Below are 22,426 nucleotides of genomic sequence, written 5' to 3'. Positions count from 1 at the left end.
AAAAATTGTATTGGATATGTTCGAAAAGCAGTATGATGTAATTGTGGTGGGAGCAGGGCATGCCGGAAGTGAGGCTGCAGCTGCAGCTGCAAATATGGGTAGTAAAACATTGCTCATTACCATGAATCTTCAAAACATTGCTCAAATGAGTTGTAATCCCGCTATGGGGGGTATCGCCAAAGGGCAGATCGTTAGGGAGATCGATGCGATGGGCGGTTATAGTGGTATCGTAAGCGATACCAGTGCTATCCAGTTCAAAATGCTTAACAAATCTAAAGGACCTGCGATGTGGAGTCCGAGGGTGCAGAGTGACCGGATGAGGTTTGCTGAGGACTGGAGGTTGAAACTGGAGCAGACCCCCAATCTTGATTTTTACCAGGAAATGGTGGCCGGACTTATCATTAAAAATGATAAAGTGGTTGGTGTTCGAACCTCCCTTGGTCTTGAAGTTTTAGGTAAAACAGTTATCTGCACTAACGGTACTTTTCTTAACGGACTTATTCATATAGGCGATAAACAATTTGGAGGTGGAAGAGCAGGGGAAAGAGCTGCTACCGGAATTACAAAAGATCTAATAGATGTTGGTTTCGAAGCCGGGAGAATGAAAACCGGAACTCCGCCTAGAGTTGATGGAAGATCCCTGGACTATTCTAAAATGATCGAGCAGCCTGGTGATGATATACCGGGGAAATTTTCATTTTCTGATGAAACCAAACCTTTAACGAAACAGAGGTCTTGCTATATGACCTATACCTCAGATGAGGTTCATGATATTTTGCGTGAAGGTTTTGACAGGTCGCCAATGTTCAATGGAAGAATTAAAAGTATTGGTCCGCGATATTGTCCTTCCATAGAAGATAAGATTAACCGGTTTGCCGATAAGGACAGGCACCAGCTTTTTGTGGAGCCGGAAGGTTGGAATACCGTTGAGGTATATGTAAATGGATTCTCTACTTCACTTCCCGAAGATGTACAGTTTAATGCATTGCGTTCTGTAGATGGTTTTGAAAATGTGAAATTCTTCAGACCTGGTTATGCGATCGAATACGATTATTTTCCGCCTACACAGTTAAAGCATACTTTAGAAACCAAATTGGTTGAAGGTTTATATTTTGCCGGACAGATTAACGGAACTACCGGATATGAAGAAGCTGCCTGCCAGGGTCTGATGGCTGGGATTAATGCCGCATTAAAAGTTCAGGAAAAGGATGAATTTATCCTGAAACGAAATGAGGCTTATATTGGAGTTCTTATTGATGATCTTATTACAAAGGGTACAGAAGAACCATATAGAATGTTTACTTCTCGTGCCGAATACAGAACTTTATTACGTCAGGATAATGCCGATTTCAGGTTAACGGAAAGATCGTATAATCTTGGTCTTGCTTCAGAAGAAAGAATGAGGAAAATGGAACTTAAGAAAGAAAAGTCTCTGAAGTTCGTTCAGTTTTTAAAGGACCTAAGTGTGGTTCCTGAAGAAGCTAATCCGGTTCTTGAAGAAAAGAAATCCTCACCAATGAAACAAAGCGATAAAGTCTTTAAGGTGTTCTCCAGACCACAGATCACCATGGAGGATATTAAGAATTTTTCAGGAGTTCAGGATTTCATAGAAGAGGAAGATCTGGATGAAGAAATGATCGAACAAACGGAAATTCAGGTGAAATATTCTGGTTATATTGAGAAGGAAAAGAATAATGCAGATAAGCTAAACCGCTTGGAAGATATTCGAATTCCTTCTAATTTTGACTATTCCAAAATTAAGTCGATGTCATACGAAGCTCGGGAGAAACTGAAAAAAGTTCAGCCAGCAACAGTTTCCCAGGCTTCCCGAATTAGCGGTGTAAGTCCAAATGATATTTCAGTCCTGCTTGTTTATATGGGACGATAATTTTTATGTGTTCCACGTGGAACAAATCGTATTTTAATCTTGATAACTGCTACCGAAAAAATAAATACAGATAAAAAAATAAACCAAAATCTGGTTTGTACCGATCATTTAGTGAGCGGAGAAAAATTTGAAATTTTATCTCACGAATCAGGAATTTTAAGAACATATCCCGTACCCGAAAATCTGGAAAAATATTACGAGAGTGACGCATATATTTCTCACCGGGATTCTTCCAGAAGTCTTCAGGATAAAATTTATCAGTTCGTAAAATCATACATGCTTTCTAAAAAAGCGAAATGGATAAGAGCTGAAATCAAACAGGGAAATATTTTAGATTTTGGAGCAGGCACTGGAGATTTTCTAAACAAGATGAAATCTTTTTTATGGAAAGTGGAAGGGGTGGAGCCAAATAAAATGGCAAGGGATCTTGCGATCCTGAAAAACCTGGATTTGAAATCTGACCTTTATTCAATAAGGGATAATAAATATGATGTAATAAGTCTTTGGCATGTTCTTGAACATCTTCCCGATTACGAAAAGAAAATAGATGAGTTCTCTGAGCTACTTGACGAAGGTGGGATTTTAATAATCGCTGTTCCTAATTTTAATTCTTACGATTGTAAATATTATAAAGAAAATTGGGCAGCCTGGGATGTGCCCAGACACCTCTGGCATTTTTCCAGAAATGGTATTCAAAAGAAAATGGAAGAAAAAGGTTTTTTATTAATGAAAGAAAAACCTCTCAAGTTTGATTCTTTTTATGTAAGTCTTTTGAGCGAAAAAAATAGGCCTGGAAAAACAAATTTGGTCAATGCATTTTTAAGAGGCTTAATTTCCAATTTAAAAGCGAAGAACACCGGTGAGTATTCTTCCATCGCTTATTTCTTTCAGAAAAAGCCTAAATAAACGATTTAAGGCCATTTAAGCCCTTTTTGTTGGCTTTTGCTATTATTCCCTATCCTTTTTATTAAAAATGCTTGTACAGGCGTAATTTTAAGCTGTTTTTTAATAGCCTATTCTTATATAAACATCCTTAATTATTGATAATATTTATATTTATAAAGAATAGAGCTTTTCTACAAAAAATAGTTTTTTACATTTGTCATTCAAAACGAAAAATTATGATCAAAAGATTTATTGGAATTGCCGCAGTTGCAATTATGATGGTTTCATGTAATGAGCAAAAAACGGCTTATGTAGATACCACAGTTTTAATTCAGGAATATAAAGAGATGAAAGATGTAGAAGCTCAATTCACTTCTAAATCTGATTCTGTTAGAAGACAACTGGATTCAGTAGCTCGTGCTTTTCAACAGGAAGTTCAGGCATATCAGTCTGAAATGAATTCGATGTCTCAGTCTGCGCGTCAGGAGAAAGAAAGAGAATTGATGCAAAAGCAACAAATGATTCAGCAACAACAGCAAATGCAAAGCAACCGCCTTAGAGAGGAGAGCAATGCTGTTATGGATTCGCTTGTAAACAAGGTGAAAGATTATGTAAAGGCATACGGAGAAGAGCATGACTATACTTATATCTTTGGTTCTAACGAAAGCGCGAACATCATGTATGCTGAAGAGGGTCTTGATATCACTCAGGAGATCCTTGAGGAACTCAACGAAGAATATGGTGGTGCCGATGCCAATGATGATGTAGAGGAAGAAGTTGAGGAAGAAACCGAAGAATAATCAAACTACTAATTGAATAAAAAAAGCTTCAGAAATTTCTGAAGCTTTTTTTATTTGATCCATTAAGGTTTTTAACTCAGTATATACACACCAAAAACGCATACAATAAAGTATCCGGTAAGGGTGAAAGCTCCCGCATAGTCTTTCGCAATTCGCTGTCCAAAAAGAAGCATCAACAATGTGATGCATGAAAGTGCACAGGCGTATAAAGCCAAGCCTCCTTCATCATAGGCTAATAACCATACGATCCCCAGTATTGCAAGGATTCCGGTTATAACTTCAAGTATCATGACTATTGCGACCATCATGGGTACCATTCCTCCTAGAAAAGTTCCTGAGAAATGCTCCTTCAACCATCCGGTGTTCCCTTTCCAGTCGGTAGCCTTATCTATACCAGATTGCATAAAAGTAATGAGAATAAAGACCAGGATTAGTAATTCTGTAATGTTGGTAGTCAAGTTTTGCATAGTTAAGCTGCTTTTTTATGTAAAAAACGGGTTAGTTTAATTGAAAGATCGGTAAGGATTATTTTTGCATTTCCATTACGTTCTATATGATATATAGCATTTTCAAGAGCCTCAGTAATCTCCAGAATATTATTGCCGTGTACAAAAGGAGCGAACTTTTCCATCTTAAAGTTTTCAGCACCGGGCTCCAGGTACACCAAATTTTTGGCTTTATAATTCACTAGGAGAGACTGTCGGAAAAAATCCAGGCAGTACAATAAAAAGCTTTTTTGAGTTTCTCTGTTCAAATCTGCAATCTCCTCACTCCAGGATACAAGCTCAAGCACGGTAGATTTATTACCCTTGGCTTTAAAAGCGGTTCTCACCCAGCTAATGAACCAGGCTTCAAATTGTTCATCCCCGGCATCCTTCTTCAAAATATGTAAGGCCTTTGTATAATTCCCGTTGGCCTGGTGGGCTGTCTTTCTGGCCAGGGAGGCGTCACATTTTTCTCTCTTTATAAGCGCTTCAGCGATATCAGCTTCGCTTAAGGGAGGAAAATGAAGTCTCTGGCATCTGGATTGTATGGTTTGAATGATCTGTTCTTCATCCTCTGAAACCAGAATAAATACGGTGTTATTTGGTGGTTCTTCAATAAGCTTAAGCAGCTTATTGGCGGCAGCAGTATTCATTTTCTCGGCCATCCAGATGATCATAACCTTAAAACCACCTTCATAAGCCTTAAGCGAGAGCGATTTTACAATATCCTGCGCTTCATGAACACTTATTTGTCCCTGTTTGTTTTCTATTCCAAGAGTCTGGTACCAGTCATATAAATTTCCATATGGATTGCTCTTTAAAAAGGATCTCCATTCTTCCAGAAAATTTGAAGAAACGGGATGCTTTTTTACCTTATCGGTAGCCGCCACCGGAAACGCAAAATGAAGATCGGGATGCGAGAAGTTCTGAAACTTCAGGTTGCAAGTCTGAGATTCCTGATTATCGTTTTCACCATCTGAATTTTTGCACAGAATATATTGTGCGTATGCTATGGCCATAGGCAGCGTGCCACTTCCCGGACTTCCGGTGAAGAGTTGCGCATGTGGTATCCTCTTTCTGTCGGCCGTGGTTGTGAGGTGATTTTTTATATGTGGAAGACCAATTACATCATTAAAAAGCATAGGCAAATATAAAATTATATAAGCTTTATTATCTTCGGAAAAATTTATATTTGTAAGAAAGCATTACTATGAAAACAATAGACGATTACAATTTTAATAATAAAAGGGCATTAATAAGAGTGGATTTTAATGTTCCTCTTAATGAAGAAATGGAAGTGACAGATGCGAATCGCATCGAAGCAGCGAAACCCACAATTATTAAAATTCTTGAAGATGGCGGCAGTGTTGTTCTCATGTCTCACCTAGGGAGACCAAAGGGTAGGGAAAGCAAATATTCCCTTCAGCATATTGTAGATAAGGTTTCCGAAGTCGTTGGAGTAGGAGTTAAATTTGTAGAGGATTGTGTTGGCGAAGAAGTGGAAAATGCAGCTAATAATCTTCAGTCTGGCGAGATCCTTTTACTGGAGAATCTTCGTTTTCATGATGAGGAAAAAGCGGGAGATGAGGAGTTTGCCAGGAAACTTTCAAAACTTGGTGATATTTATGTAAATGATGCCTTTGGGACTGCTCACAGGGCGCACGCCTCTACAACTATCGTTGCCAAGTTCTTTGAGGATAAATGTTTCGGTTATCTGCTGGCAAAGGAGATAAAGAGCCTGGACAAAGTGCTTCATAGCGAAGAAAAGCCCGTGACTGCAGTGCTGGGCGGTGCGAAGGTTTCCACTAAAATTACAGTAATCGAAAATATTCTCGATAAAATAGACCATCTTATCATTGGAGGTGGAATGACCTATACATTTATAAAGGCACAGGGTGGAAAGATAGGAAACTCCCTTGTTGAAGAAGATAAACAGGAGCTTGCGCTTGAGATCCTTAAAAAGGCAAAGGAAAAAGGCGTTGAAGTTCATCTTCCAGTAGACTCTGTGATCGCTGACAGCTTTTCAGAACAGGCCAGTACGCAAACAGAGAGCGTGGACAATATTCCTGATGGCTGGATGGGACTTGATGTTGGTCCCGAAACCATTAAATACTTTTCTAAGGTTATAAAGGATTCTAAAATCATTCTTTGGAACGGGCCTTTAGGTGTATTTGAAATGGATACGTTCGCCAAGGGAACTATCCAATTAGGAGAGGCTATTGCTGAAGCAACCAAAAATGGAGCATTCTCTCTTGTGGGAGGAGGAGACTCGGTCGCAGCCGTTAAAAAATTCGGTTTTGAAGACAAGGTGAGTTACGTTTCTACCGGCGGAGGAGCGATGCTTGAAATGCTTGAAGGAAAATCTTTACCTGGGATTGAAGCAATTAACAAGTAAAGAGGTACGAAGTTTGATGTTTTTTCGTTCGTTATTGTAAAATGAATTTATGCTGAAACGAAAATTTTTATTGTTGTTGGTCCTTGTCGGGATTACGAGCTTCGCACAGGAGAAAGAGAAAAAGGAACGAATTGAAAAAGCGAATTTTAGGGTTCAGATCTTCCAGAAAAGTGACAACACTAATATTAAACTTGCCCAACCCGATCCGGAGTTCAGGGATAAATTACCTATTTCAGCAGCTATAAGGGATTCATCAAAGGTTGCTCTAAAAGACCTGCCAAAAGCCAGGACCATAGATTCTCTATGGAAACTCGAGCTCACAAATTCTGACCTGTATGAGACTATGCAGAAAAGCATACAGGAACAGGATTATGAAGAGGTGGTCTATGATGAACTACCAACTGATACGCTGAAGGCCAGGCTTGCAAAGCTTAATGCGAGAACGCCTTTCAATGTTGAATATAATCCTATCCTGGAAAGCGTTATTAAGTCTTATTTGAAGAGGAATAAGCAGAGCATGGAGCGTCTTATGGCTCTGAGCAGCTATTATTTTCCACTTTTTGAGCAGGAACTGGATAAATATGATATTCCCCTTGAGATAAAATATCTTTCTATAGTTGAATCGGCATTAAACCCAAGGGCTAAATCCAGGGTTGGAGCCACTGGTTTATGGCAGTTTATGTTCACAACCGGGAAGATGCATGGCCTGGATGTAAGCTCTTACGTAGATGAGCGTATGGATCCTGCGAGATCTACAGAGGCCGCGGCACAGTACCTGGCCAGTCTTTACAAGGTATTTGGAGATTGGGATCTCGTGCTGGCTTCATATAATTCGGGACCTGGTAACGTTTCAAAAGCGATACGAAGAAGCGGTGGAGCTACCGATTACTGGCACTTAAGAAGATATCTTCCACGTGAAACTGCTGGATATGTGCCTGCCTTCCTTGCGACTCTTTATCTTTTTGAGTATGCCGACGAACATAAATTTCAGCCTAAAAGGCCAGATGTAGTTTATTTTGAGACCGATACTATTCAGGTAAAGAAACTTCTAACCTTCGACCAGATTTCGAAAGTGACTGGCGTGGATGATGAGATGCTTCGATTTCTGAATCCCAGTTATAAGCTTAATATAATCCCTTTTGTAGATGATGAAAAATACAGTCTTCGTCTTCCTAAGACGGCTATAGGTAAATTTGTAGCTAATGAAAATGCTATTTACAACTTTGCAGAGAACCAGTTAAAGGAAGAGAAAAAGGGACTTCCAAGGTATGTTGAGACCGAAGATCGTATTAGGTACAGAGTTAGAAAAGGAGATTATCTGGGCAAGATCGCTGAACGATATGGAGTTGGAATAAGCAGTATTAAAAGATGGAATAATCTGAGGGGGAACACCCTGAGAATTGGCCAGTATCTTACGATATATCCCAGAAAACCGGTAGATGTCGCATCAAAAGAAGGCACTTCAAAATCAAGCAATAGCTCAAACCCGAAAGTGTATACCGTGAAGAAAGGGGATTCCCTATGGAGCATTTCACAGAAATTCCCAGGTGTTACGGTACAGAATTTGAGGGCCTGGAATGATATGAACACAAATAGTCTTAAACCTGGTATGAAACTGAAGGTTTCCAAGGGATAAGATTATAACCAAAACCGAAAAAATGAAACGTAGCTTAAGCCTGCTAGCCATTCTTATCTTATTGATTTCCTGTAAAAATGAAAAAAGTACTCCCAACGATCGAATTCTCAGCGATTCTTCGGGTAATATTAATCAGTTAACCGTAGTGATTGAGAACGATATGTGGGAAGGAGAAGTAGGTGAAGCTATACGGAATAATCTTGCCGCTCCGGTAGATGGACTTCCTCAGGAGGAGCCACTTTTCAGCCTTAGCCAGATTCCTCCAGAGACCTTCACGGGGTTTGTAAGGAACAGCCGTATCTTTTTAAAGATTGAAAAAGGCCGAAAAGGGATGGATCTTGTTTCAGATGAATTTGCAAGACCTCAAACCGGGATAGTAGTGCAAGGGAATGGTTCAGAAGAAATAATAGAGGTTATTAATAAGGAATCGGATTCTATTATTAAGATGCTGAAAAAGACAGAACTTAAGGAAAAACAACGCAGGATAAGAAAGTCACTTAAAAAGGACGAATCTCTTCAGGAAAAGTTCGGGCTTAAGCTCAATTTTCCTTCAGCATACAGATACGCCAAGGAAGAGGATGATTTCATTTGGATAAGAAAAGAGATCCCAAAAGGGAATATGGAAATTCTTATCTATGAAGTGCCAATTTCGAAAATAGAAAATGACTCCAGTGTGATCGCTAACATCACTAGAATGAGGGATTCTATTGGAAAGGCTAAGGTTCCGGGCCCCGTTGAAGGATCATACATGATCACAGAGAAAGCCTACGCACCATATCTTTTCGAGACTAAAATTGATGGAAAGTTCGCCTATGAGACCAGAGGCACCTGGGAAGTGCAAAATGCCTTTATGGCGGGTCCTTTTGTTAATTATGCCGTTAAGGATGAGGCTAACAACCGCTTCCTTATACTAGAAGGCTTCGTTTTTTCACCCTCTAGAGGTAAACGAGACAATATTTTTGAGCTGGATGCTATTCTTCAATCGGCAAAAATCAAATAACTAAAAAACCCAACTTTTCAGTTGGGTTTTGTTTTTTATATAAGTTTGGGAGATTATTTATTTTCTTCCGGAACTTTTTTACTGTCATCGGGATTCGCTCCTTTATCATCATCTTTGGAAGCATCTTTGAATTCTTTGATACCGCTTCCAAGGCCTCTCATTAATTCCGGGATTTTACGTCCTCCAAATAGCAATAATATCACCACTACAATTAAAATAATTTGTGGTGCTCCTATAGCCAAAGGCAAAATAAATGCATTCATGTCTTTTAATTTAGTTTTACAAACTTAACAAGAATTAAGGAATATAAACGTTAAGAAGGCAATAAATTACCAAGCTCATAGTGCCTTAGCTTTTACTTTGAAGCTGGTATTCTAGGGGAATTTATTTAATTTATCTTTGTAAAATCTAATTACGGCTATGGCTGAGAATAAAAAGACCAAAAAGAAGTTCACAAAGAAACTGCTGCATAAGTATAGGATGGTTATTCTAAATGAAGATACTTTTGAAGAGCGGTTTTCTTTTCGTTTGACCAGGTTGAATGTTTTTGTTTTAGTTGGGCTTTCAGCTATCCTTCTGGTAGCCGCTACCACGGTTTTAATAGCATTCACGCCTCTAAGGGAATACATACCTGGATATTCTTCGGCTGAACTTAAAGAGAGAGCGGCTAATCTTGCTTATAAAACCGACTCTCTGCAAAACGTGATCAGATTGAATGATCAATATCTTACTTCAATTAAAAGTGCTCTAACAGGAGAATTCGATCTTGAACGCCTGGATAGAGATTCTATTTTGAGTCAGCCCATATCAGATCAGGAATATGAAGAGATAAACAGGATAAAAGCTGATTCTTTGTTGAGAGAAGAAGTGGAACAGGAAGATAAATACAATATCCTGCCTACCGCGACAGATAATATTAATTTTTCACTTTTCCCACCTGTAAAAGGGGCTGTTTCTGAACCCTACAGCATAGAAGACAGGCACTATGCCGTAGACATCGTGGTTTCGCGTAATGCGCCGGTAAAATCGGTAGCAGATGGAAGAGTGATCCTGGCCGAGTGGACTGCAGAAACAGGTTATGTAATGATAATAGAACATAGCTACGGACTACTTTCGGCATATAAGCATAATGCCTCTTTAACCAAATCTCAGGGTGATATGGTAAGAGCGGGAGAGGTGATAGCGACAGCAGGATCTACCGGAGAACTAACCACGGGGCCGCATCTTCATTTTGAACTCTGGAACGAAGGGAATCCTGTAGACCCTTCTGAATATATTGATTTCAATTAGTTTATGTCTATAAAGTCTTTTGCAGCTAAAATATTTGCAGCCTACATCAGGAAGAAAATTGACAAATGGGCCAATGATCCTCATAGAACCCAGGAAAAGATTTTTAAGGAACTCATTGCAAAGGCAAAGAACACCAGGTTTGGCCGTGATCATAATTTTGAGAATATCACTTCACATTCAGAATTTGTAAAGAATGTTCCGGTTCGGGATTATGAAGAACTTCGTGATTATATTGATAAAATGGTTGCGGGAGAAGAGGATGTTCTCTGGCCGGGAAAACCTCTGTATTATGCTAAGACTTCCGGAACAACCAGTGGCGCAAAATATATTCCGCTTACCAAAGAGTCCATGCCCACTCATATCAATGCAGCGCGAAATGCCATCTTGTGTTATATAAACGATACCGGAAACTCCAGGTTTGTTGATGGTAAAATGATCTTTTTACAGGGAAGTCCTGAGCTTAGTGAGAAGAACGGAGTAAAACTGGGCAGATTATCGGGTATCGCGGCTCATTATGTCCCGGGTTATTTGCAACGCAACAGGATGCCAAGCTGGGACACTAATTGTATTGAAGACTGGGAAACAAAGGTAGATGCTATAGTTGAAGAAACCCTGAGAGAAGATATGTCGGTAATAAGCGGGATTCCCTCCTGGGTACAGATGTATTTTGAAAGGCTTATAGATAAGACGGGGAAAAAGGTAGGGGAGATCTTTCCTAATTTCGAACTATTCATATACGGAGGCGTGAATTATGAACCTTACCGTTCCAAATTTGAAAAACTGATAGGAAGAAAGGTCGATAGTATTGAACTTTACCCGGCTTCTGAAGGCTTTTTTGCATTTCAGGACAGACAGAAGGAAAAAGGAATGCTGCTTCAGCTGGATTCGGGAATGTTCTATGAATTCATAAAGGCAGATGAATTCTACGATGATAACCCTGACAGATTATTACTTAAGGATGTAGAAGAAGGAGTGAATTATGTAATGATCGTCTCCTCAACTGCCGGCTTATGGGCTTATAATATCGGAGACACGGTTCAGTTTACCTCCCTAAAACCATTCAGGTTGATAGTTTCCGGAAGAATAAAGCATTTTATTTCAGCTTTTGGGGAGCATGTCATCGCCAAGGAAGTAGAGGAGGCTATGCAGCAAGCGGTGCTTGAGACCGGCGCGGCCATAAGCGAATTTACAGTTGCACCGCAGATAAATCCTGACGGTGAGGAACTGCCATATCATGAATGGTTTGTTGAATTTGAGCGTGAACCGGAAGATTTGAATAAATTTGCTGATATAATCGATAAATCTCTGCAACAGCAGAATTCCTATTATTTCGATTTAATTGAAGGCCATATTCTCCAAAGGTTAAAGATCACCAAAGTACCGCGGAATGCATTCCAGGAGTATATGAAGTCAATTGGTAAACTGGGAGGTCAGAATAAGCTCCCAAGGTTATCGAATGACCGTAAAATTGCCGATAAACTGTACGAGATTATTTAAAAAACTACTATGTCTATATTGAAATTACAGGGGCGAACGAGAGCACAGGAAAGTTCTGGTGCTATTGAGCGTATGTATATTACCATGAGGCATCTCTTTAACCGGGGCTTTTATAAGCCTATGGGAGTTTCCGGGGAAACTTTAAGGGAATCTCTTTTTACACTCAGGCCAGAGATCTATGGTTCCATTGCCGATGATAAAGCCGAGCTTGAAGGACTTCTGTATGTGATTGACAGACTTCCAAAAGGTATCGAAGAATGCCGTTATATCAATCTTACAAGTGATGAGGGCTATGGGAATTCTCATTTTAAACCTATAGTTCCGCCAAAAAGGAGAAGAAACTGTTACCGTATAGATGAGGAGCAGATGAATATTGAGATCACTCGCGGGCGATCTGAGATCTATGATATCCTTACCCACCTAACCTTTCTGTTCATTGAGTCTCATAAGATCATGAAAAGGGTCGTGATAGACGAGGATGGTAGTGTTAACCGTGACTGGGAGAAACTTGAAATGGCTGTAAATCAGGAAGAATTAAGTCAGGCACAGCGAGAAGTGGCGCTAACACATACCGCCAGTATCCTGGGAAGGACCTTTCATGAATTAAGCCTTTTTTATCCAAAGTTTTCTACACCCGATAATCCCGACAGATTCCTGAGACTTATCTGGTCCCTGGGAAAAATGGCTATTCAGGAAACTGTAAATAATAAGAAACGCATAATCACTTTTAGTCCGGTGTTAAGGGAACGCCTGGGACATCATATTCATGGGGAGATCTGGGCAAACAATATCAAATTGAAGCTTCTTGAAAATAGCCTTATGGCAAGGCCACTTCATATCATTAGTGCCAATATGCACAGTGTTATGAATACCCTTTATACTCCTTATGCTCTGAAGAACGAATTAAAAAAGAAGAAAGCTCTTAATATATATGAAGAGCTTAGCGACAGTGGCAATGGAGCATTGAGAAATAAAGTCACTAAAGCCGCTCTTGACAAGGGCATGCTGTTTATTGAAGATAAAAGCGGTACTAACATAGATGTCCAGATCTTTGATACCGCAAAGCTGGAGGCAGGTTTTAACGATACAAATTTTAAGAACCTGAGTGCAGAAGAAAAACCTGTTATTATCGTGATGGATTATGCCTTTGGAGAGCAGGCTTATGAAACCATGGATGAACTACTGAAGCCTTTTAACTATGAGGATAAGGAGTTCAAGATGAATGTAAAATCCATTTCTATTATGGGAAAAGCCGGAATTCTGGAAGGTGGCAAGGGAGATATCATGATTCCTGATGCCCATCTTTTTGAAGGCACCGCAGATAATTACCCATTTAACAACGAGTTGAAAAAATCATATCTTGAAGGTCACGGCATCAACGTTGTTGATGGAGCGATGATCACTGTGCTTGGAACCTCACTTCAGAACAAGGATATTCTTATGTTTTTCCATGACTCGACCTGGAATGTATGCGGACTGGAGATGGAAGGCGCTCACTATCAAAAGGCTATTCAGGCGGCTTCCAGGTTAAGGGGAAGTATAGATGAAAATGTGAAGGTAAGATATGCCTATTATGCATCAGATAATCCTTTGGAAACCGGAAGTACACTGGCTTCGGGCGGATTAGGCACTTCAGGTGTAAAGCCAACATATCTTATTACTGAAAAGATCCTGGAACAAATTTTTAATTCTTAAAACCAAAAAATGCAGGTAGAAGAAACACCCTTAAAAGACTGTTTTCTTATAAAACCTAAAATATTTGAGGATCATCGGGGGATCTTCCTTGAGACCTATCACCGGAAACGACTTGCAGAACTAACAGGAATAGACGCGGAATTTGTTCAGGATAACCAGTCGGTTTCCAGTTATGGAGTACTTCGAGGTTTGCATTATCAGAAAGGCGAGTTTGCACAAACAAAGATCGTTCGAGTGATTTTTGGAAAAGTATTGGATGTAGTAGTTGACCTTCGGCCTGATTCTCCAACTTTTAAAAAGACCTATTCCGTAATTCTGGATGATCAGAATCTCCATCAGCTCTATGTGCCAAAAGGTTTTGGACACGGATTTCTTACTCTTTCAGAAAAGTCGGTCTTTGCATATAAATGCGATGATTACTATAAGCCAGGTTCAGAAGGGGGAATTATTTATAATGATCCTGACCTTAAAATCAATTGGAATTTCCCGGAAAATGAGCTGATCCTGTCTGAAAAGGACAGGAATTTACCAACCTTAAAGGAAGCTTTTGAATGAAAACTATTTTAGTAAGCGGGGCGAATGGGCAGTTAGGACAGTGTTTTCAGAAACATGCTAAGAAATATCCGAATTATAAATTCCTGTTCTGTTCTTCCAGAGAACTGGATATAACCGATAAGGAAAGTCTCCGTAGAACTTTTGAGAAAAATAAGCCTGATTATTTCATCAATACGGCGGCTTATACCAATGTTGAACAGGCCGAGAAAGAGAAGGAAAAGGCTTTTGATGTGAATGCTGAAGCTGCCGGAAATGTTGCTGAGATCTGTAAAAAACATGATACCACTCTCTTCCATTTTTCTACCGATTATGTTTTTAACGGGAAGGCTTCAAAACCTTATCAGGAAACCGATGAGGTTGAGCCGATAAATGTTTACGGGGCATCAAAGCTGAAAGGGGAAGAGAAAATCCAGGCGATTCTTGACAAATATTTTATTTTCAGAACCTCCTGGCTTTATTCAGAATTCGGGCATAACTTTTTTAATACCATTCTGAGAAAAGCAAATGAGAATGCCGAACTCAATATCACCACTTCTCAACTTGGAACACCTACAAATGCTAATGATCTTGCAGAATTTGTATTGAAAATAATTGATTCTGCTTCTGAAGAATATGGGCTTTATCATTTCAGTAATCTTGGAGAGGCGACCTGGTATGATTTTGCAGAAGAGATACTGAACTATTCGAAAAAAATGGATCAGGTGACCCTGAATAAAACAGGATTCTTTAAGACTCTCGCCGAAAGGCCTCCATACAGTGTGCTTTCCAAGGAAAAGGCACAAAAAAAATTCGGTTTCAGAATTCTGGACTGGAAGGAAAGTCTGCATAGTCTTATTGATGAAAAATGATTACTTTTTAAGCAATTAAACTCTTATGGCTAAAAGAATACTTATTACCGGAGCTGCCGGATTTTTAGGATCACACCTTTGCGACCGCTTTATAAAAGAAGGTTATGAAGTGATTGGAATGGATAACCTTATCACGGGGGATCTTAAGAATATTGAGCATCTTATAAGTAATGAGAAATTCGAATTTTACCATCATGATGTAACAAAGTTTGTTCATGTGGCCGGTAAGCTCGATTATATCCTCCATTTTGCTTCACCTGCAAGCCCTATAGATTATTTAAAGATCCCAATCCAGACCCTGAAAGTTGGTTCTTTGGGAACATTACATTGTCTTGGGCTGGCAAAGGAAAAGAATGCGAGGATATTAATTGCCTCAACTTCTGAGGTCTATGGAGACCCCCAGGTACATCCCCAGAACGAGGAATATTACGGAAATGTGAATGCAATAGGACCACGAGGAGTTTATGATGAAGCCAAAAGGTTCCAGGAATCGATCACCATGGCCTATCACAGGTTTCATGGGCTGGAAACACGAATTGCACGCATCTTCAACACTTATGGCCCTAGAATGAGACTTAACGATGGAAGGGTGATCCCGGCATTTATTGGCCAGGCCTTAAGAGGAGAAGATCTTACGGTCTTCGGGGATGGTTCCCAAACCCGGTCCTTCTGCTATGTGGATGATCAGGTAGAAGGAATTTACAGGTTGCTTTTAAGCGATTATTCAGATCCGGTGAATATTGGGAATCCCGACGAGATAAGTATCCTCGATTTTGCGAAAGAGATCATTAAACTTACAGGAACCGATCAGAAAATTGTGTTCAAAGAGCTACCCAAGGATGATCCCATGCAAAGACAGCCAGATATTTCAAGAGCTGAAGAGGTACTTGGCTGGCATCCAAAAGTTTCAAGGCAGGAAGGGATGAAGATCACTTATGATTATTTTAGAAATCTGAGCAAAGAAGAACTGAAAAAGAGAGAACATAAGGATTTCTCAAAACACATCAGACGATAACCATGAAAGATTACGGACTTGTTTCGGTAATAATGCCTGCCTACAATTCGGAGGCCTTTATTTCTGAAGCGATCCGCTCAGTTCTTGATCAGACTTATACAAACTGGGAGCTTTTTGTTATAGATGATGCCTCTTCAGACTCTACACTTAAGATCGTCCAGAAATACGCCGAAGGTGATGATCGCATTTGTGTTCTGAAAAATTCTTTTAACAAAGGCACGCATCAAACCCGGAATAAGGGGATTGAGGCCGCCACAGGCGATTTTATGGCCTTTCTTGATGCGGACGACCAATGGAAGCCTAAAAAGCTGGAGAAGCAGCTCAAAACTCTTTCTGGCGATACCATTGCCGCCTGCTTTTCCAGTTACGAGCTTATTTCAGAAAATGGCAAACCTTTAAATAAAAAAGTTGAGGCCTTACCGGTGCTTACCTATGAAAAACTTTTAAAGGCGAATTATGTAGGGAATCTCACGGGGATCTATAATGTGAAGGTTTTAGGAAAGATCTATTGTCCCGAAATTCGAAAACGACAGGATTGGGCCTTATGGCTTAAGGTGATTGAGGAAGGTGGGCCCATGGAGGGTATCAGGGAATCTCTGGCTGTTTACCGAATAAGAACTAACTCTATTTCTAATAACAAACTGGAGATGCTTAAATACAATTTCAGGGTATATAATCAGGTGCTCGGTTACGGACTTTTAAGCAGCTTCTGGAAAATGCTCATCTTCCTGAATGAACAGTTCTTTGTAAAATCCAGGCAGGTCAAAACTATTTCAATAGAGAAGTGAATTGCTTCAATTTTCCGCTGGGGCTTCGTTTCAAAATGTCTTTTCTCTCAAACGTGATATTCAGGTTTTTTCCCACATAGGTTGCTATGGCTGCCAGGATCTTGTTCTTTTGTTCAGTTGAAAGTTCATTTTTGCTTACATATTCAATTTTGAAACTTTCAATTTCGGTTTGAATAATCACAAATTCTTTGATGTTTCCGCTATCCTCGATTACGGTTTTTGTGACATAGTAAAAGGTAAGCCCGGGAACAACCTTTCCATCCGGAAGCCTGGCAATGTCGTTGGTACGGCCTATCAGTTTTTCCAGAATAGGTTTTTTAAGTGTACTATCTTTAGATAGGCATCCAATATCACCAATATCATACCTGATCATGGGATGAGCTTTGTTAAAAAGAGAGGTGATTACCACGCGGCCTTCCTCACCATATGGAAGAATATTATTATTCTCATCAAGTATTTCCAGGTAAAGATCTTCTGAATTCACTATCCAGTGGTTGTTCTCATCTTCAAAGGCGATAAGGCCCACTTCGCTCGCGCCATACTCATTGATTACAGGAACTCCCATAGAATTTTCTATAAGTTCTTTATCCTTTTCGAAAAGTCTTTCAGAAGTAACGATGCAGATCTTCAGGCTTGGACAAAGTTCTTTTAAAACAATGCCCTTATCCTTCAGGAACCTTGCAAAAAGAACAATCGCACTGGTATAACCATTAAGGTAGTCGAAATTGGAATTTTTAAAGCGTTTTAAAAAAACTTCCATTTTAGACTCGCTGAGGTCAAAAATATTGAAGCGACGTCTAAGGCTTATCCTGTCTTTCAGACGTTCCTGGATATTTCCGTAGAAATCCAATGGTATCCCATAGAATCTAGCCTGAAGGGACTTGTTTAGATCTATATCATACCATTTATACCTGTCCTGGAATCCGGCCCAGCTAAGAGCATGGGCAAATCTATTCTTCGCAAAAATAAAGGGATGCCCACTGCTACCTGAAGTTTTCCCAATATAGGCGGTTTTGGTATTATAGGTTGAGCTCAAACGTTCCTGTAAGGGATGCTGAAGGTCGGCCTTTTTCATGATTGGTACGTGCTTCCAGTCATCAAAACCATCCCAGTTAAAAAACTCACGGTAAAAAGAATTATGCTGAATATGGTAATCTATAATCGAATTTCTTCTTCTGCGCTGGTATTCAGCATACTCTTCTTCCGGGATGGCCTGGATCTTTTCCAGGGTTTTTTGTGCCCTTTTGATGGGGAACTTATTTAGTTGCAGTGAAAGTTTGAACCAATCCAAGGGGTATATAGCTTTTTTAACAAATTTATTGGTGCTTCAATTTACAAACAATTATTTTTGAGGCAATAATTAAAATAAGATACAGATGAATATCCTTATCCTGGGTTCCGGTGGCCGTGAACACACCTTTGCTTATAAGATTGCTCAAAGCCTGAAATGTAAAAAACTTTATGTTGCCCCAGGTAATGCGGGAACCTCGGAGATCGCTGAGAACCTTGAGGTTAATCCAATAGATTTTGCCGCAGTGGCTAACACCGCTTTGGAAAAGGATATAAATATGATCGTTGTGGGACCTGAGGATCCTCTTGTAAAAGGAATAGTAGATTATTTTAAGAAGGATGAAAGGTTAAAGGATATACAGATCATAGGTCCATCGGGTAGGGGAGCGCTACTGGAGGGAAGTAAGGAAAGAGCCAAGGAGTTTATGGCGATGTACGATATTCCTACGGCAGCCTATGAAAGCTTTAGTTTTGAAAGCCTTGGAGCCGGGAAGAAGTTTCTGGAAACCCTTAAACCTCCATATGTTCTTAAAGCCGATGGCCTTGCTGCCGGAAAAGGGGTGTTGATCATTGATGATCTAGAGGAAGCAAAAAAGGAACTTGAAAACATGCTATCAGGAAAATTTGGTGCCGCTAGTAAGAAGGTGGTGATTGAAGAATTCCTGGATGGGATCGAGCTGAGTGTCTTTGTTCTTACCGATGGAAAAAACTACAAGATCCTTCCAACAGCTAAGGATTATAAGAGGATTGGAGAAGGAGATACTGGCCTTAATACCGGTGGAATGGGGGCTGTATCCCCGGTCCCGTTTGCCGATGCTGACTTTATGAACAAGATCGAAGAGAGAATAGTAAAACCAACGGTAATTGGTCTTAAGGAAGAGGCGATCGACTATAAAGGCTTTATTTTTATCGGACTTATAAAAGTTAATGGTGAACCTTACGTTATCGAATACAATGTGAGAATGGGTGATCCCGAGACCGAGGTAGTATTGCCTAGGATAAAAACCGATCTTGTCGATTTACTTGAGAAGACCTGGGAAAGCAAACTGGATGAGATAGAGCTTGAAGTAGATAAAAGAGCTGCCACTACGGTAATGCTTGTTTCAGGTGGTTATCCTGAATCTTATGAAAAAGGAAAAACTATAAGCGGTTTAAAAGAAATCGATAATTCTATCGTTTTCCATGCAGGAACAAAACTGAAAGACGGGAATATCGTTACAAGTGGGGGAAGAGTGATAGCCCTGACCTCCTTTGGAGAAAATTACAAAGAGGCACTAAAAAAATCTTATCAAAGTGCAGAGAAACTGCAATTTGATAAGATGTATTTTAGAAAAGATATAGGTTTTGATTTATCCTAAGAAAGAATGAGAAGTAGATTCTCTGTTCTCTTCATTTCTGTCGTTGAATTTCTGTAATTGCTTCATCCAGTAGAAGAATGCAACGAGACCAACGATAAGGAAAATCCAGTTAAGGATATTTGCAAGAAACCAGGAATCCAGTTCAAGTTCTCTTAAAGCATCAAGAGGATAAAAAAGTATGTTTTCAAAAAGCCAGGCTATTCCCTCAAAAAAATCTCTCATTGTATGAACTTTATTTGTGAATACAAAAATATAAAAAACGCCAATGCTAACAAGCTTTTTTAGCAAATCCAAACCTTTAAATCTTACGGTGATCGTTCTGCTGATTTGCGCTTTCTATATTGGCGTTAACTTTACAAGCTGGGAAAACGGTTTTAGCTGGGCCGAATTCTTTGAAAAACTGGCTGCTCTTTTTGTGCTTGTTCTAAGTTTGCTGGTGCTCAATTTTATTGCTAAAAAGAATGAATTGACCAAGCGAAGTGCCTATAAAACCTTATTATTTGCTGTATTTTCCATTTCTTTTTTCAGCTTGTTGAAGAATGAATCGGTGATTATCGCAAACCTTTGTATCCTTTTTGCTTTGAGAAGGATAATAAGTTTAAGATCTCACAAGTTTATTCAGAAAAAGATATTTGATGCAACCTTCTGGATAAGTATTGCCACCTTATATCATTTTTGGTCGGGTCTCTTCTTTGCAATTGTGTTTTTTGCGATACTTAATTTTGCTTCCGCCTTTAGAAACTGGCTTGTACCTTTAGTTGCATTTGCAGCTGTAGCCTCACTTACTATCACTTTTCATCTGCTGGCCTATGATCAGTTCTATTCATTTTCAGACTGGTTTCAGATGAGTGATTTTGACTTCTCTACCTACGGCGATCTTAAAATACTGATTCCGCTTAGTATAATTCTGGGTCTTTTGGTTTGGACGCTCTTCCAGTATTTTGCGGCGATCCAGAAAGCGAGTATCACAAGGCGTCCAATCTTAAATATGATTTTATTCAGTCTTGCAGTAGGGGCGGCAGTTGCCATATTTTCTCCAACCAAGAACGGAAGCGAACTAATCTTCTTTTTTGTTCCTCTCAGTATAATCGCTTCAAATTATTTTGACAGTAAAAAAGACAGGATATTTAAGGAAATAATTCTCGCCACCCTGATTTTGATGCCCTTCATAGTCGCTTTTTTTGTTTAAAAGCTAAGGTTTACTGATACTTTCAGGCATTACTCTTCCTAAAAATAATATCTTTGTACTCGCTATAAAACTGCCGGAATAGCTCCGGAATGAATTATTAAAAACAGAGAAATAATTAAGTATGTTTTCAGATAAGGCCAATACGATCTTCAGGGAAGTTATAGAGAAATATCACGAAATAGACAGTGTAGATCAGGAATTCGTAAATCCCTATGATGCAGATAAAAATTTACTTGAGCATCTGCTTTACCGAAAGTGCTGGATAGATACTGTTCAATGGCATTACGAGGATATTATAAGGGATCAGAATATAGATCCTGAAGCTGCCCTGAAACTGAAAAGGCTGATCGACGCCTCTAACCAGGATCGTACCGATACGGTAGAATACATAGACAGTTATTTTCTGGAAAAATATAAAGATGTGAAGCCTAAGGAGAATGCGACAATAAACTCCGAAAGTCCTGCCTGGGCGATTGACAGACTTTCGATACTTGCGCTTAAGATTTATCATATGAACGAGGAGGCTAACCGGCAGGACGCATCCCAGGAGCACCAGATGAAATGTAAAGCAAAGCTGGATGTATTACTGGAGCAGCAGGTAGACCTTTCTACGGCGATAGACCAGTTACTTGAAGATATCTCTAACGGAGATAAGTATATGAAGGTCTACAAGCAAATGAAAATGTACAACGACGAAGAACTAAATCCGGTACTTCGTAGTAATAAGTAAACTGTTATGGACGGCTCTGAAAATTCCTTAGCTCAAAAAAGCGGAAAGGGGCCACATATTCTTGTGATCCGGCTTTCGGCTATGGGAGATGTCGCGATGATGGTCCCTGTACTGAGCGTACTTGTCCATACTTATCCTAATATTACCGTGACTGTTCTTACTCGCGGGTTTTTTACACCACTTTTCAGTCATTTGCCAAATGTTCGTATCTACGAAGCGGATGTTAAGGGAGTGCATAGTGGAGTTATGGGTCTTGGAACGCTGGCGAGGGAGCTCCGGGACGAGGAGATAGATATGGTGGCCGATCTTCATGACGTTCTTCGCAGTAATATTCTTAAATCGGTCTTTTATTTATACGGTATTCCCTGTAAGCAGATAGACAAGGGGAGATCTGAAAAAAAGGCGCTTACCAGAGAGAACAATAAGGAATTTAAACCTCTAAAATCCACACACCAGCGTTATGCCGATGTTTTCAGAGAACTTGGCTTTCCGCTTAATCTTTCAGATTATATTCCGCCTCAGAAAAGAAAATTAATTCCCAAGATTTATGAAGTTATCGGGAAGGATTCCCGAAAATGGCTGGGAATAGCTCCTTTTGCACAGCATATGTCCAAATGTTATCCGGAAGATCTAATGGAAAAAGTTATCGCAGAACTGGCTTCTAAAGGCAAAACTAAAATAATACTTTTTGGTGGAGGTGATGCTGAAAGAGAACAGCTGGAAATCTGGGAGCAAAAATATGATAATTGTATTTGTGTGGTCGGGAAATTAAGGTTTACTGAAGAGCTTAGCCTGATTTCAAACCTCGATGCCATGCTATCTATGGATAGTGGGAATGCCCACCTGGCTGCTATTTATGGTGTGCCTGTGGTAAGTTTATGGGGTGTGACCCATCCCTATACCGGATTCAAGGCTCTTAATCAGCCCATGGAAAATTGTATTCTACCCGATCTTGAGCGTTATCCGAAGATACCTACTTCGGTATATGGAAATAAGGTTCCGGAGGGCTACGAAGATGTGATGCGCAGCATTCCTCCGGAAATGGTATTATTAAAGATCAATGAGATTCTGAATAACTGACT

At 39.7% G+C, this 22,426-nt stretch carries 22 protein-coding genes; 17 read left to right on the top strand and 5 right to left on the bottom strand.

The genetic code is table 11. The features are described from left to right. The first annotated feature begins 16 nt into the window (after positions 1-16). The 3 genes from mnmG to NE848_RS09630 all read left to right on the top strand — a co-directional run bounded on the left by mnmG (position 17) and on the right by NE848_RS09630 (position 3,573). Complete coding sequence (mnmG, locus tag NE848_RS09640; RefSeq protein WP_252112907.1) at positions 17-1,888, top strand: tRNA uridine-5-carboxymethylaminomethyl(34) synthesis enzyme MnmG; 1,872 nt, start codon at positions 17-19, stop codon at positions 1,886-1,888. Positions 1,889-1,927: 39 nt separating this feature from the next. Next, positions 1,928-2,794, top strand: a complete 867-nt coding sequence (locus NE848_RS09635; RefSeq protein WP_279344029.1) for a class I SAM-dependent methyltransferase — start codon at positions 1,928-1,930, stop codon at positions 2,792-2,794. 215 nt (positions 2,795-3,009) lie between these two features. Beyond that, positions 3,010-3,573 (top strand): OmpH/Skp family outer membrane protein, encoded by a 564-nt coding sequence (locus NE848_RS09630; RefSeq protein ID WP_252112905.1) that lies wholly within the window; start codon positions 3,010-3,012, stop codon positions 3,571-3,573. A gap of 71 nt (positions 3,574-3,644) precedes the next feature. Here the strand turns inward: NE848_RS09630 and NE848_RS09625 are convergent, their stop codons facing one another. Both NE848_RS09625 and NE848_RS09620 read right to left on the bottom strand, forming a co-directional pair. Then, the gene (locus NE848_RS09625; RefSeq protein WP_252112903.1) at positions 3,645-4,040 is read right to left on the bottom strand and encodes a DoxX family protein; all 396 of its coding nucleotides are present in this window, start codon (positions 4,038-4,040) and stop codon (positions 3,645-3,647) included. A gap of 2 nt (positions 4,041-4,042) precedes the next feature. After that, complete coding sequence (locus tag NE848_RS09620; protein WP_252112901.1) at positions 4,043-5,200, bottom strand: DNA polymerase III subunit; 1,158 nt, start codon at positions 5,198-5,200, stop codon at positions 4,043-4,045. A gap of 68 nt (positions 5,201-5,268) precedes the next feature. Here NE848_RS09620 and NE848_RS09615 point away from each other — a divergent pair, with 68 nt between their 5' ends. The 3 genes from NE848_RS09615 to NE848_RS09605 are packed head-to-tail and all read left to right on the top strand — an operon-like array spanning position 5,269 to position 9,089. Continuing rightward, entirely contained in the window at positions 5,269-6,453 is a 1,185-nt protein-coding gene (locus NE848_RS09615; RefSeq protein ID WP_252112899.1) for a phosphoglycerate kinase, read from the top strand. Positions 6,454-6,502: 49 nt separating this feature from the next. Beyond that, positions 6,503-8,089 (top strand): lytic transglycosylase domain-containing protein, encoded by a 1,587-nt coding sequence (locus NE848_RS09610; protein WP_252112897.1) that lies wholly within the window; start codon positions 6,503-6,505, stop codon positions 8,087-8,089. Positions 8,090-8,111: 22 nt separating this feature from the next. Beyond that, entirely contained in the window at positions 8,112-9,089 is a 978-nt protein-coding gene (locus tag NE848_RS09605) for a DUF4837 family protein (RefSeq protein ID WP_252112895.1), read from the top strand. 53 nt (positions 9,090-9,142) lie between these two features. Here NE848_RS09605 and tatA read toward each other — a convergent pair whose 3' ends face one another. Then, entirely contained in the window at positions 9,143-9,352 is a 210-nt protein-coding gene (gene tatA / locus NE848_RS09600) for a twin-arginine translocase TatA/TatE family subunit (protein ID WP_252112893.1), read from the bottom strand. Positions 9,353-9,509: 157 nt separating this feature from the next. Between tatA and NE848_RS09595 the strand changes: the two genes are divergently transcribed. Genes NE848_RS09595 through NE848_RS09565 form a run of 7 tightly spaced genes read left to right on the top strand, consistent with a single transcriptional unit; the run spans position 9,510 to position 16,777 of the window. Beyond that, the gene (locus NE848_RS09595) at positions 9,510-10,379 is read left to right on the top strand and encodes a M23 family metallopeptidase (protein ID WP_252112891.1); all 870 of its coding nucleotides are present in this window, start codon (positions 9,510-9,512) and stop codon (positions 10,377-10,379) included. Positions 10,380-10,382: 3 nt separating this feature from the next. Next, the gene (locus NE848_RS09590) at positions 10,383-11,876 is read left to right on the top strand and encodes a GH3 auxin-responsive promoter family protein (RefSeq protein WP_252112889.1); all 1,494 of its coding nucleotides are present in this window, start codon (positions 10,383-10,385) and stop codon (positions 11,874-11,876) included. 9 nt (positions 11,877-11,885) lie between these two features. Next, on the top strand, positions 11,886-13,571 hold the full coding sequence (locus NE848_RS09585) for a DUF6909 family protein (protein ID WP_252112887.1): 1,686 nt from the start codon (positions 11,886-11,888) through the stop codon (positions 13,569-13,571). Positions 13,572-13,580: 9 nt separating this feature from the next. Then, complete coding sequence (gene rfbC / locus NE848_RS09580) at positions 13,581-14,126, top strand: dTDP-4-dehydrorhamnose 3,5-epimerase (RefSeq protein WP_252112885.1); 546 nt, start codon at positions 13,581-13,583, stop codon at positions 14,124-14,126. Continuing rightward, entirely contained in the window at positions 14,123-14,974 is an 852-nt protein-coding gene (gene rfbD / locus NE848_RS09575) for a dTDP-4-dehydrorhamnose reductase (protein ID WP_252112883.1), read from the top strand. The genes rfbC and rfbD overlap by 4 nt, the downstream gene beginning before the upstream one ends. A gap of 25 nt (positions 14,975-14,999) precedes the next feature. Further along, the gene (locus NE848_RS09570) at positions 15,000-15,989 is read left to right on the top strand and encodes a UDP-glucuronic acid decarboxylase family protein (RefSeq protein ID WP_252112881.1); all 990 of its coding nucleotides are present in this window, start codon (positions 15,000-15,002) and stop codon (positions 15,987-15,989) included. Between the two features lie 2 nt (positions 15,990-15,991). Further along, positions 15,992-16,777 carry a glycosyltransferase family 2 protein gene (locus NE848_RS09565; RefSeq protein WP_252112879.1) on the top strand — a complete coding sequence of 262 codons (786 nt, stop codon included), beginning with the start codon at positions 15,992-15,994 and terminating at the stop codon, positions 16,775-16,777. Here the strand turns inward: NE848_RS09565 and NE848_RS09560 are convergent. Beyond that, complete coding sequence (locus NE848_RS09560) at positions 16,758-18,068, bottom strand: phenylacetate--CoA ligase family protein (RefSeq protein ID WP_252112877.1); 1,311 nt, start codon at positions 18,066-18,068, stop codon at positions 16,758-16,760. The genes NE848_RS09565 and NE848_RS09560 overlap by 20 nt on opposite strands. An 85-nt stretch (positions 18,069-18,153) precedes the next feature. Here NE848_RS09560 and purD point away from each other — a divergent pair, with 85 nt between their 5' ends. After that, a complete protein-coding gene (gene purD, locus NE848_RS09555; RefSeq protein ID WP_252112875.1) occupies positions 18,154-19,425 on the top strand; it encodes a phosphoribosylamine--glycine ligase in 1,272 nt (423 codons plus the stop codon). Here the strand turns inward: purD and NE848_RS09550 are convergent. Further along, positions 19,417-19,647 (bottom strand): DUF6341 family protein, encoded by a 231-nt coding sequence (locus tag NE848_RS09550; protein WP_252112873.1) that lies wholly within the window; start codon positions 19,645-19,647, stop codon positions 19,417-19,419. The genes purD and NE848_RS09550 overlap by 9 nt on opposite strands. A gap of 43 nt (positions 19,648-19,690) precedes the next feature. On the opposite strand from NE848_RS09550, the gene NE848_RS09545 reads away from it, so the two are divergent. From NE848_RS09545 to NE848_RS09535, 3 genes are all read left to right on the top strand, one after another. Then, on the top strand, positions 19,691-20,614 hold the full coding sequence (locus NE848_RS09545) for a DUF6427 family protein (RefSeq protein WP_252112871.1): 924 nt from the start codon (positions 19,691-19,693) through the stop codon (positions 20,612-20,614). 121 nt (positions 20,615-20,735) lie between these two features. Beyond that, a complete protein-coding gene (locus NE848_RS09540; protein WP_252112869.1) occupies positions 20,736-21,344 on the top strand; it encodes a DUF4254 domain-containing protein in 609 nt (202 codons plus the stop codon). A gap of 6 nt (positions 21,345-21,350) precedes the next feature. Next, the gene (locus NE848_RS09535) at positions 21,351-22,424 is read left to right on the top strand and encodes a glycosyltransferase family 9 protein (RefSeq protein WP_252112867.1); all 1,074 of its coding nucleotides are present in this window, start codon (positions 21,351-21,353) and stop codon (positions 22,422-22,424) included. Positions 22,425-22,426: the final 2 nt, after the last annotated feature.

This window comes from Gramella jeungdoensis (assembly GCF_023805255.1).
GTDB lineage: Bacteria > Bacteroidota > Bacteroidia > Flavobacteriales > Flavobacteriaceae > Christiangramia > Christiangramia jeungdoensis.
This window is presented reverse-complemented; position numbering and strand designations above follow the sequence as displayed.

What these genes read in the sequence shown, in the direction of transcription:
- mnmG (WP_252112907.1), top strand. Translation starts at nt 17, where the DNA reads ATGTTCGAAAAGCAGTATGATGTAATTGTGGTGGGAGCAGGGCATGCC.
- NE848_RS09630 (WP_252112905.1), top strand. Translation starts at nt 3,010, where the DNA reads ATGATCAAAAGATTTATTGGAATTGCCGCAGTTGCAATTATGATGGTT.
- NE848_RS09625 (WP_252112903.1), bottom strand. Translation starts at nt 4,040, where the DNA reads ATGCAAAACTTGACTACCAACATTACAGAATTACTAATCCTGGTCTTT.
- NE848_RS09620 (WP_252112901.1), bottom strand. Translation starts at nt 5,200, where the DNA reads ATGCTTTTTAATGATGTAATTGGTCTTCCACATATAAAAAATCACCTC.
- NE848_RS09615 (WP_252112899.1), top strand. Translation starts at nt 5,269, where the DNA reads ATGAAAACAATAGACGATTACAATTTTAATAATAAAAGGGCATTAATA.
- NE848_RS09610 (WP_252112897.1), top strand. Translation starts at nt 6,503, where the DNA reads ATGCTGAAACGAAAATTTTTATTGTTGTTGGTCCTTGTCGGGATTACG.
- NE848_RS09605 (WP_252112895.1), top strand. Translation starts at nt 8,112, where the DNA reads ATGAAACGTAGCTTAAGCCTGCTAGCCATTCTTATCTTATTGATTTCC.
- tatA (WP_252112893.1), bottom strand. Translation starts at nt 9,352, where the DNA reads ATGAATGCATTTATTTTGCCTTTGGCTATAGGAGCACCACAAATTATT.
- NE848_RS09595 (WP_252112891.1), top strand. Translation starts at nt 9,510, where the DNA reads ATGGCTGAGAATAAAAAGACCAAAAAGAAGTTCACAAAGAAACTGCTG.
- NE848_RS09590 (WP_252112889.1), top strand. Translation starts at nt 10,383, where the DNA reads ATGTCTATAAAGTCTTTTGCAGCTAAAATATTTGCAGCCTACATCAGG.
- NE848_RS09585 (WP_252112887.1), top strand. Translation starts at nt 11,886, where the DNA reads ATGTCTATATTGAAATTACAGGGGCGAACGAGAGCACAGGAAAGTTCT.
- rfbC (WP_252112885.1), top strand. Translation starts at nt 13,581, where the DNA reads ATGCAGGTAGAAGAAACACCCTTAAAAGACTGTTTTCTTATAAAACCT.
- rfbD (WP_252112883.1), top strand. Translation starts at nt 14,123, where the DNA reads ATGAAAACTATTTTAGTAAGCGGGGCGAATGGGCAGTTAGGACAGTGT.
- NE848_RS09570 (WP_252112881.1), top strand. Translation starts at nt 15,000, where the DNA reads ATGGCTAAAAGAATACTTATTACCGGAGCTGCCGGATTTTTAGGATCA.
- NE848_RS09565 (WP_252112879.1), top strand. Translation starts at nt 15,992, where the DNA reads ATGAAAGATTACGGACTTGTTTCGGTAATAATGCCTGCCTACAATTCG.
- purD (WP_252112875.1), top strand. Translation starts at nt 18,154, where the DNA reads ATGAATATCCTTATCCTGGGTTCCGGTGGCCGTGAACACACCTTTGCT.
- NE848_RS09550 (WP_252112873.1), bottom strand. Translation starts at nt 19,647, where the DNA reads ATGAGAGATTTTTTTGAGGGAATAGCCTGGCTTTTTGAAAACATACTT.
- NE848_RS09545 (WP_252112871.1), top strand. Translation starts at nt 19,691, where the DNA reads ATGCTAACAAGCTTTTTTAGCAAATCCAAACCTTTAAATCTTACGGTG.
- NE848_RS09540 (WP_252112869.1), top strand. Translation starts at nt 20,736, where the DNA reads ATGTTTTCAGATAAGGCCAATACGATCTTCAGGGAAGTTATAGAGAAA.
- NE848_RS09535 (WP_252112867.1), top strand. Translation starts at nt 21,351, where the DNA reads ATGGACGGCTCTGAAAATTCCTTAGCTCAAAAAAGCGGAAAGGGGCCA.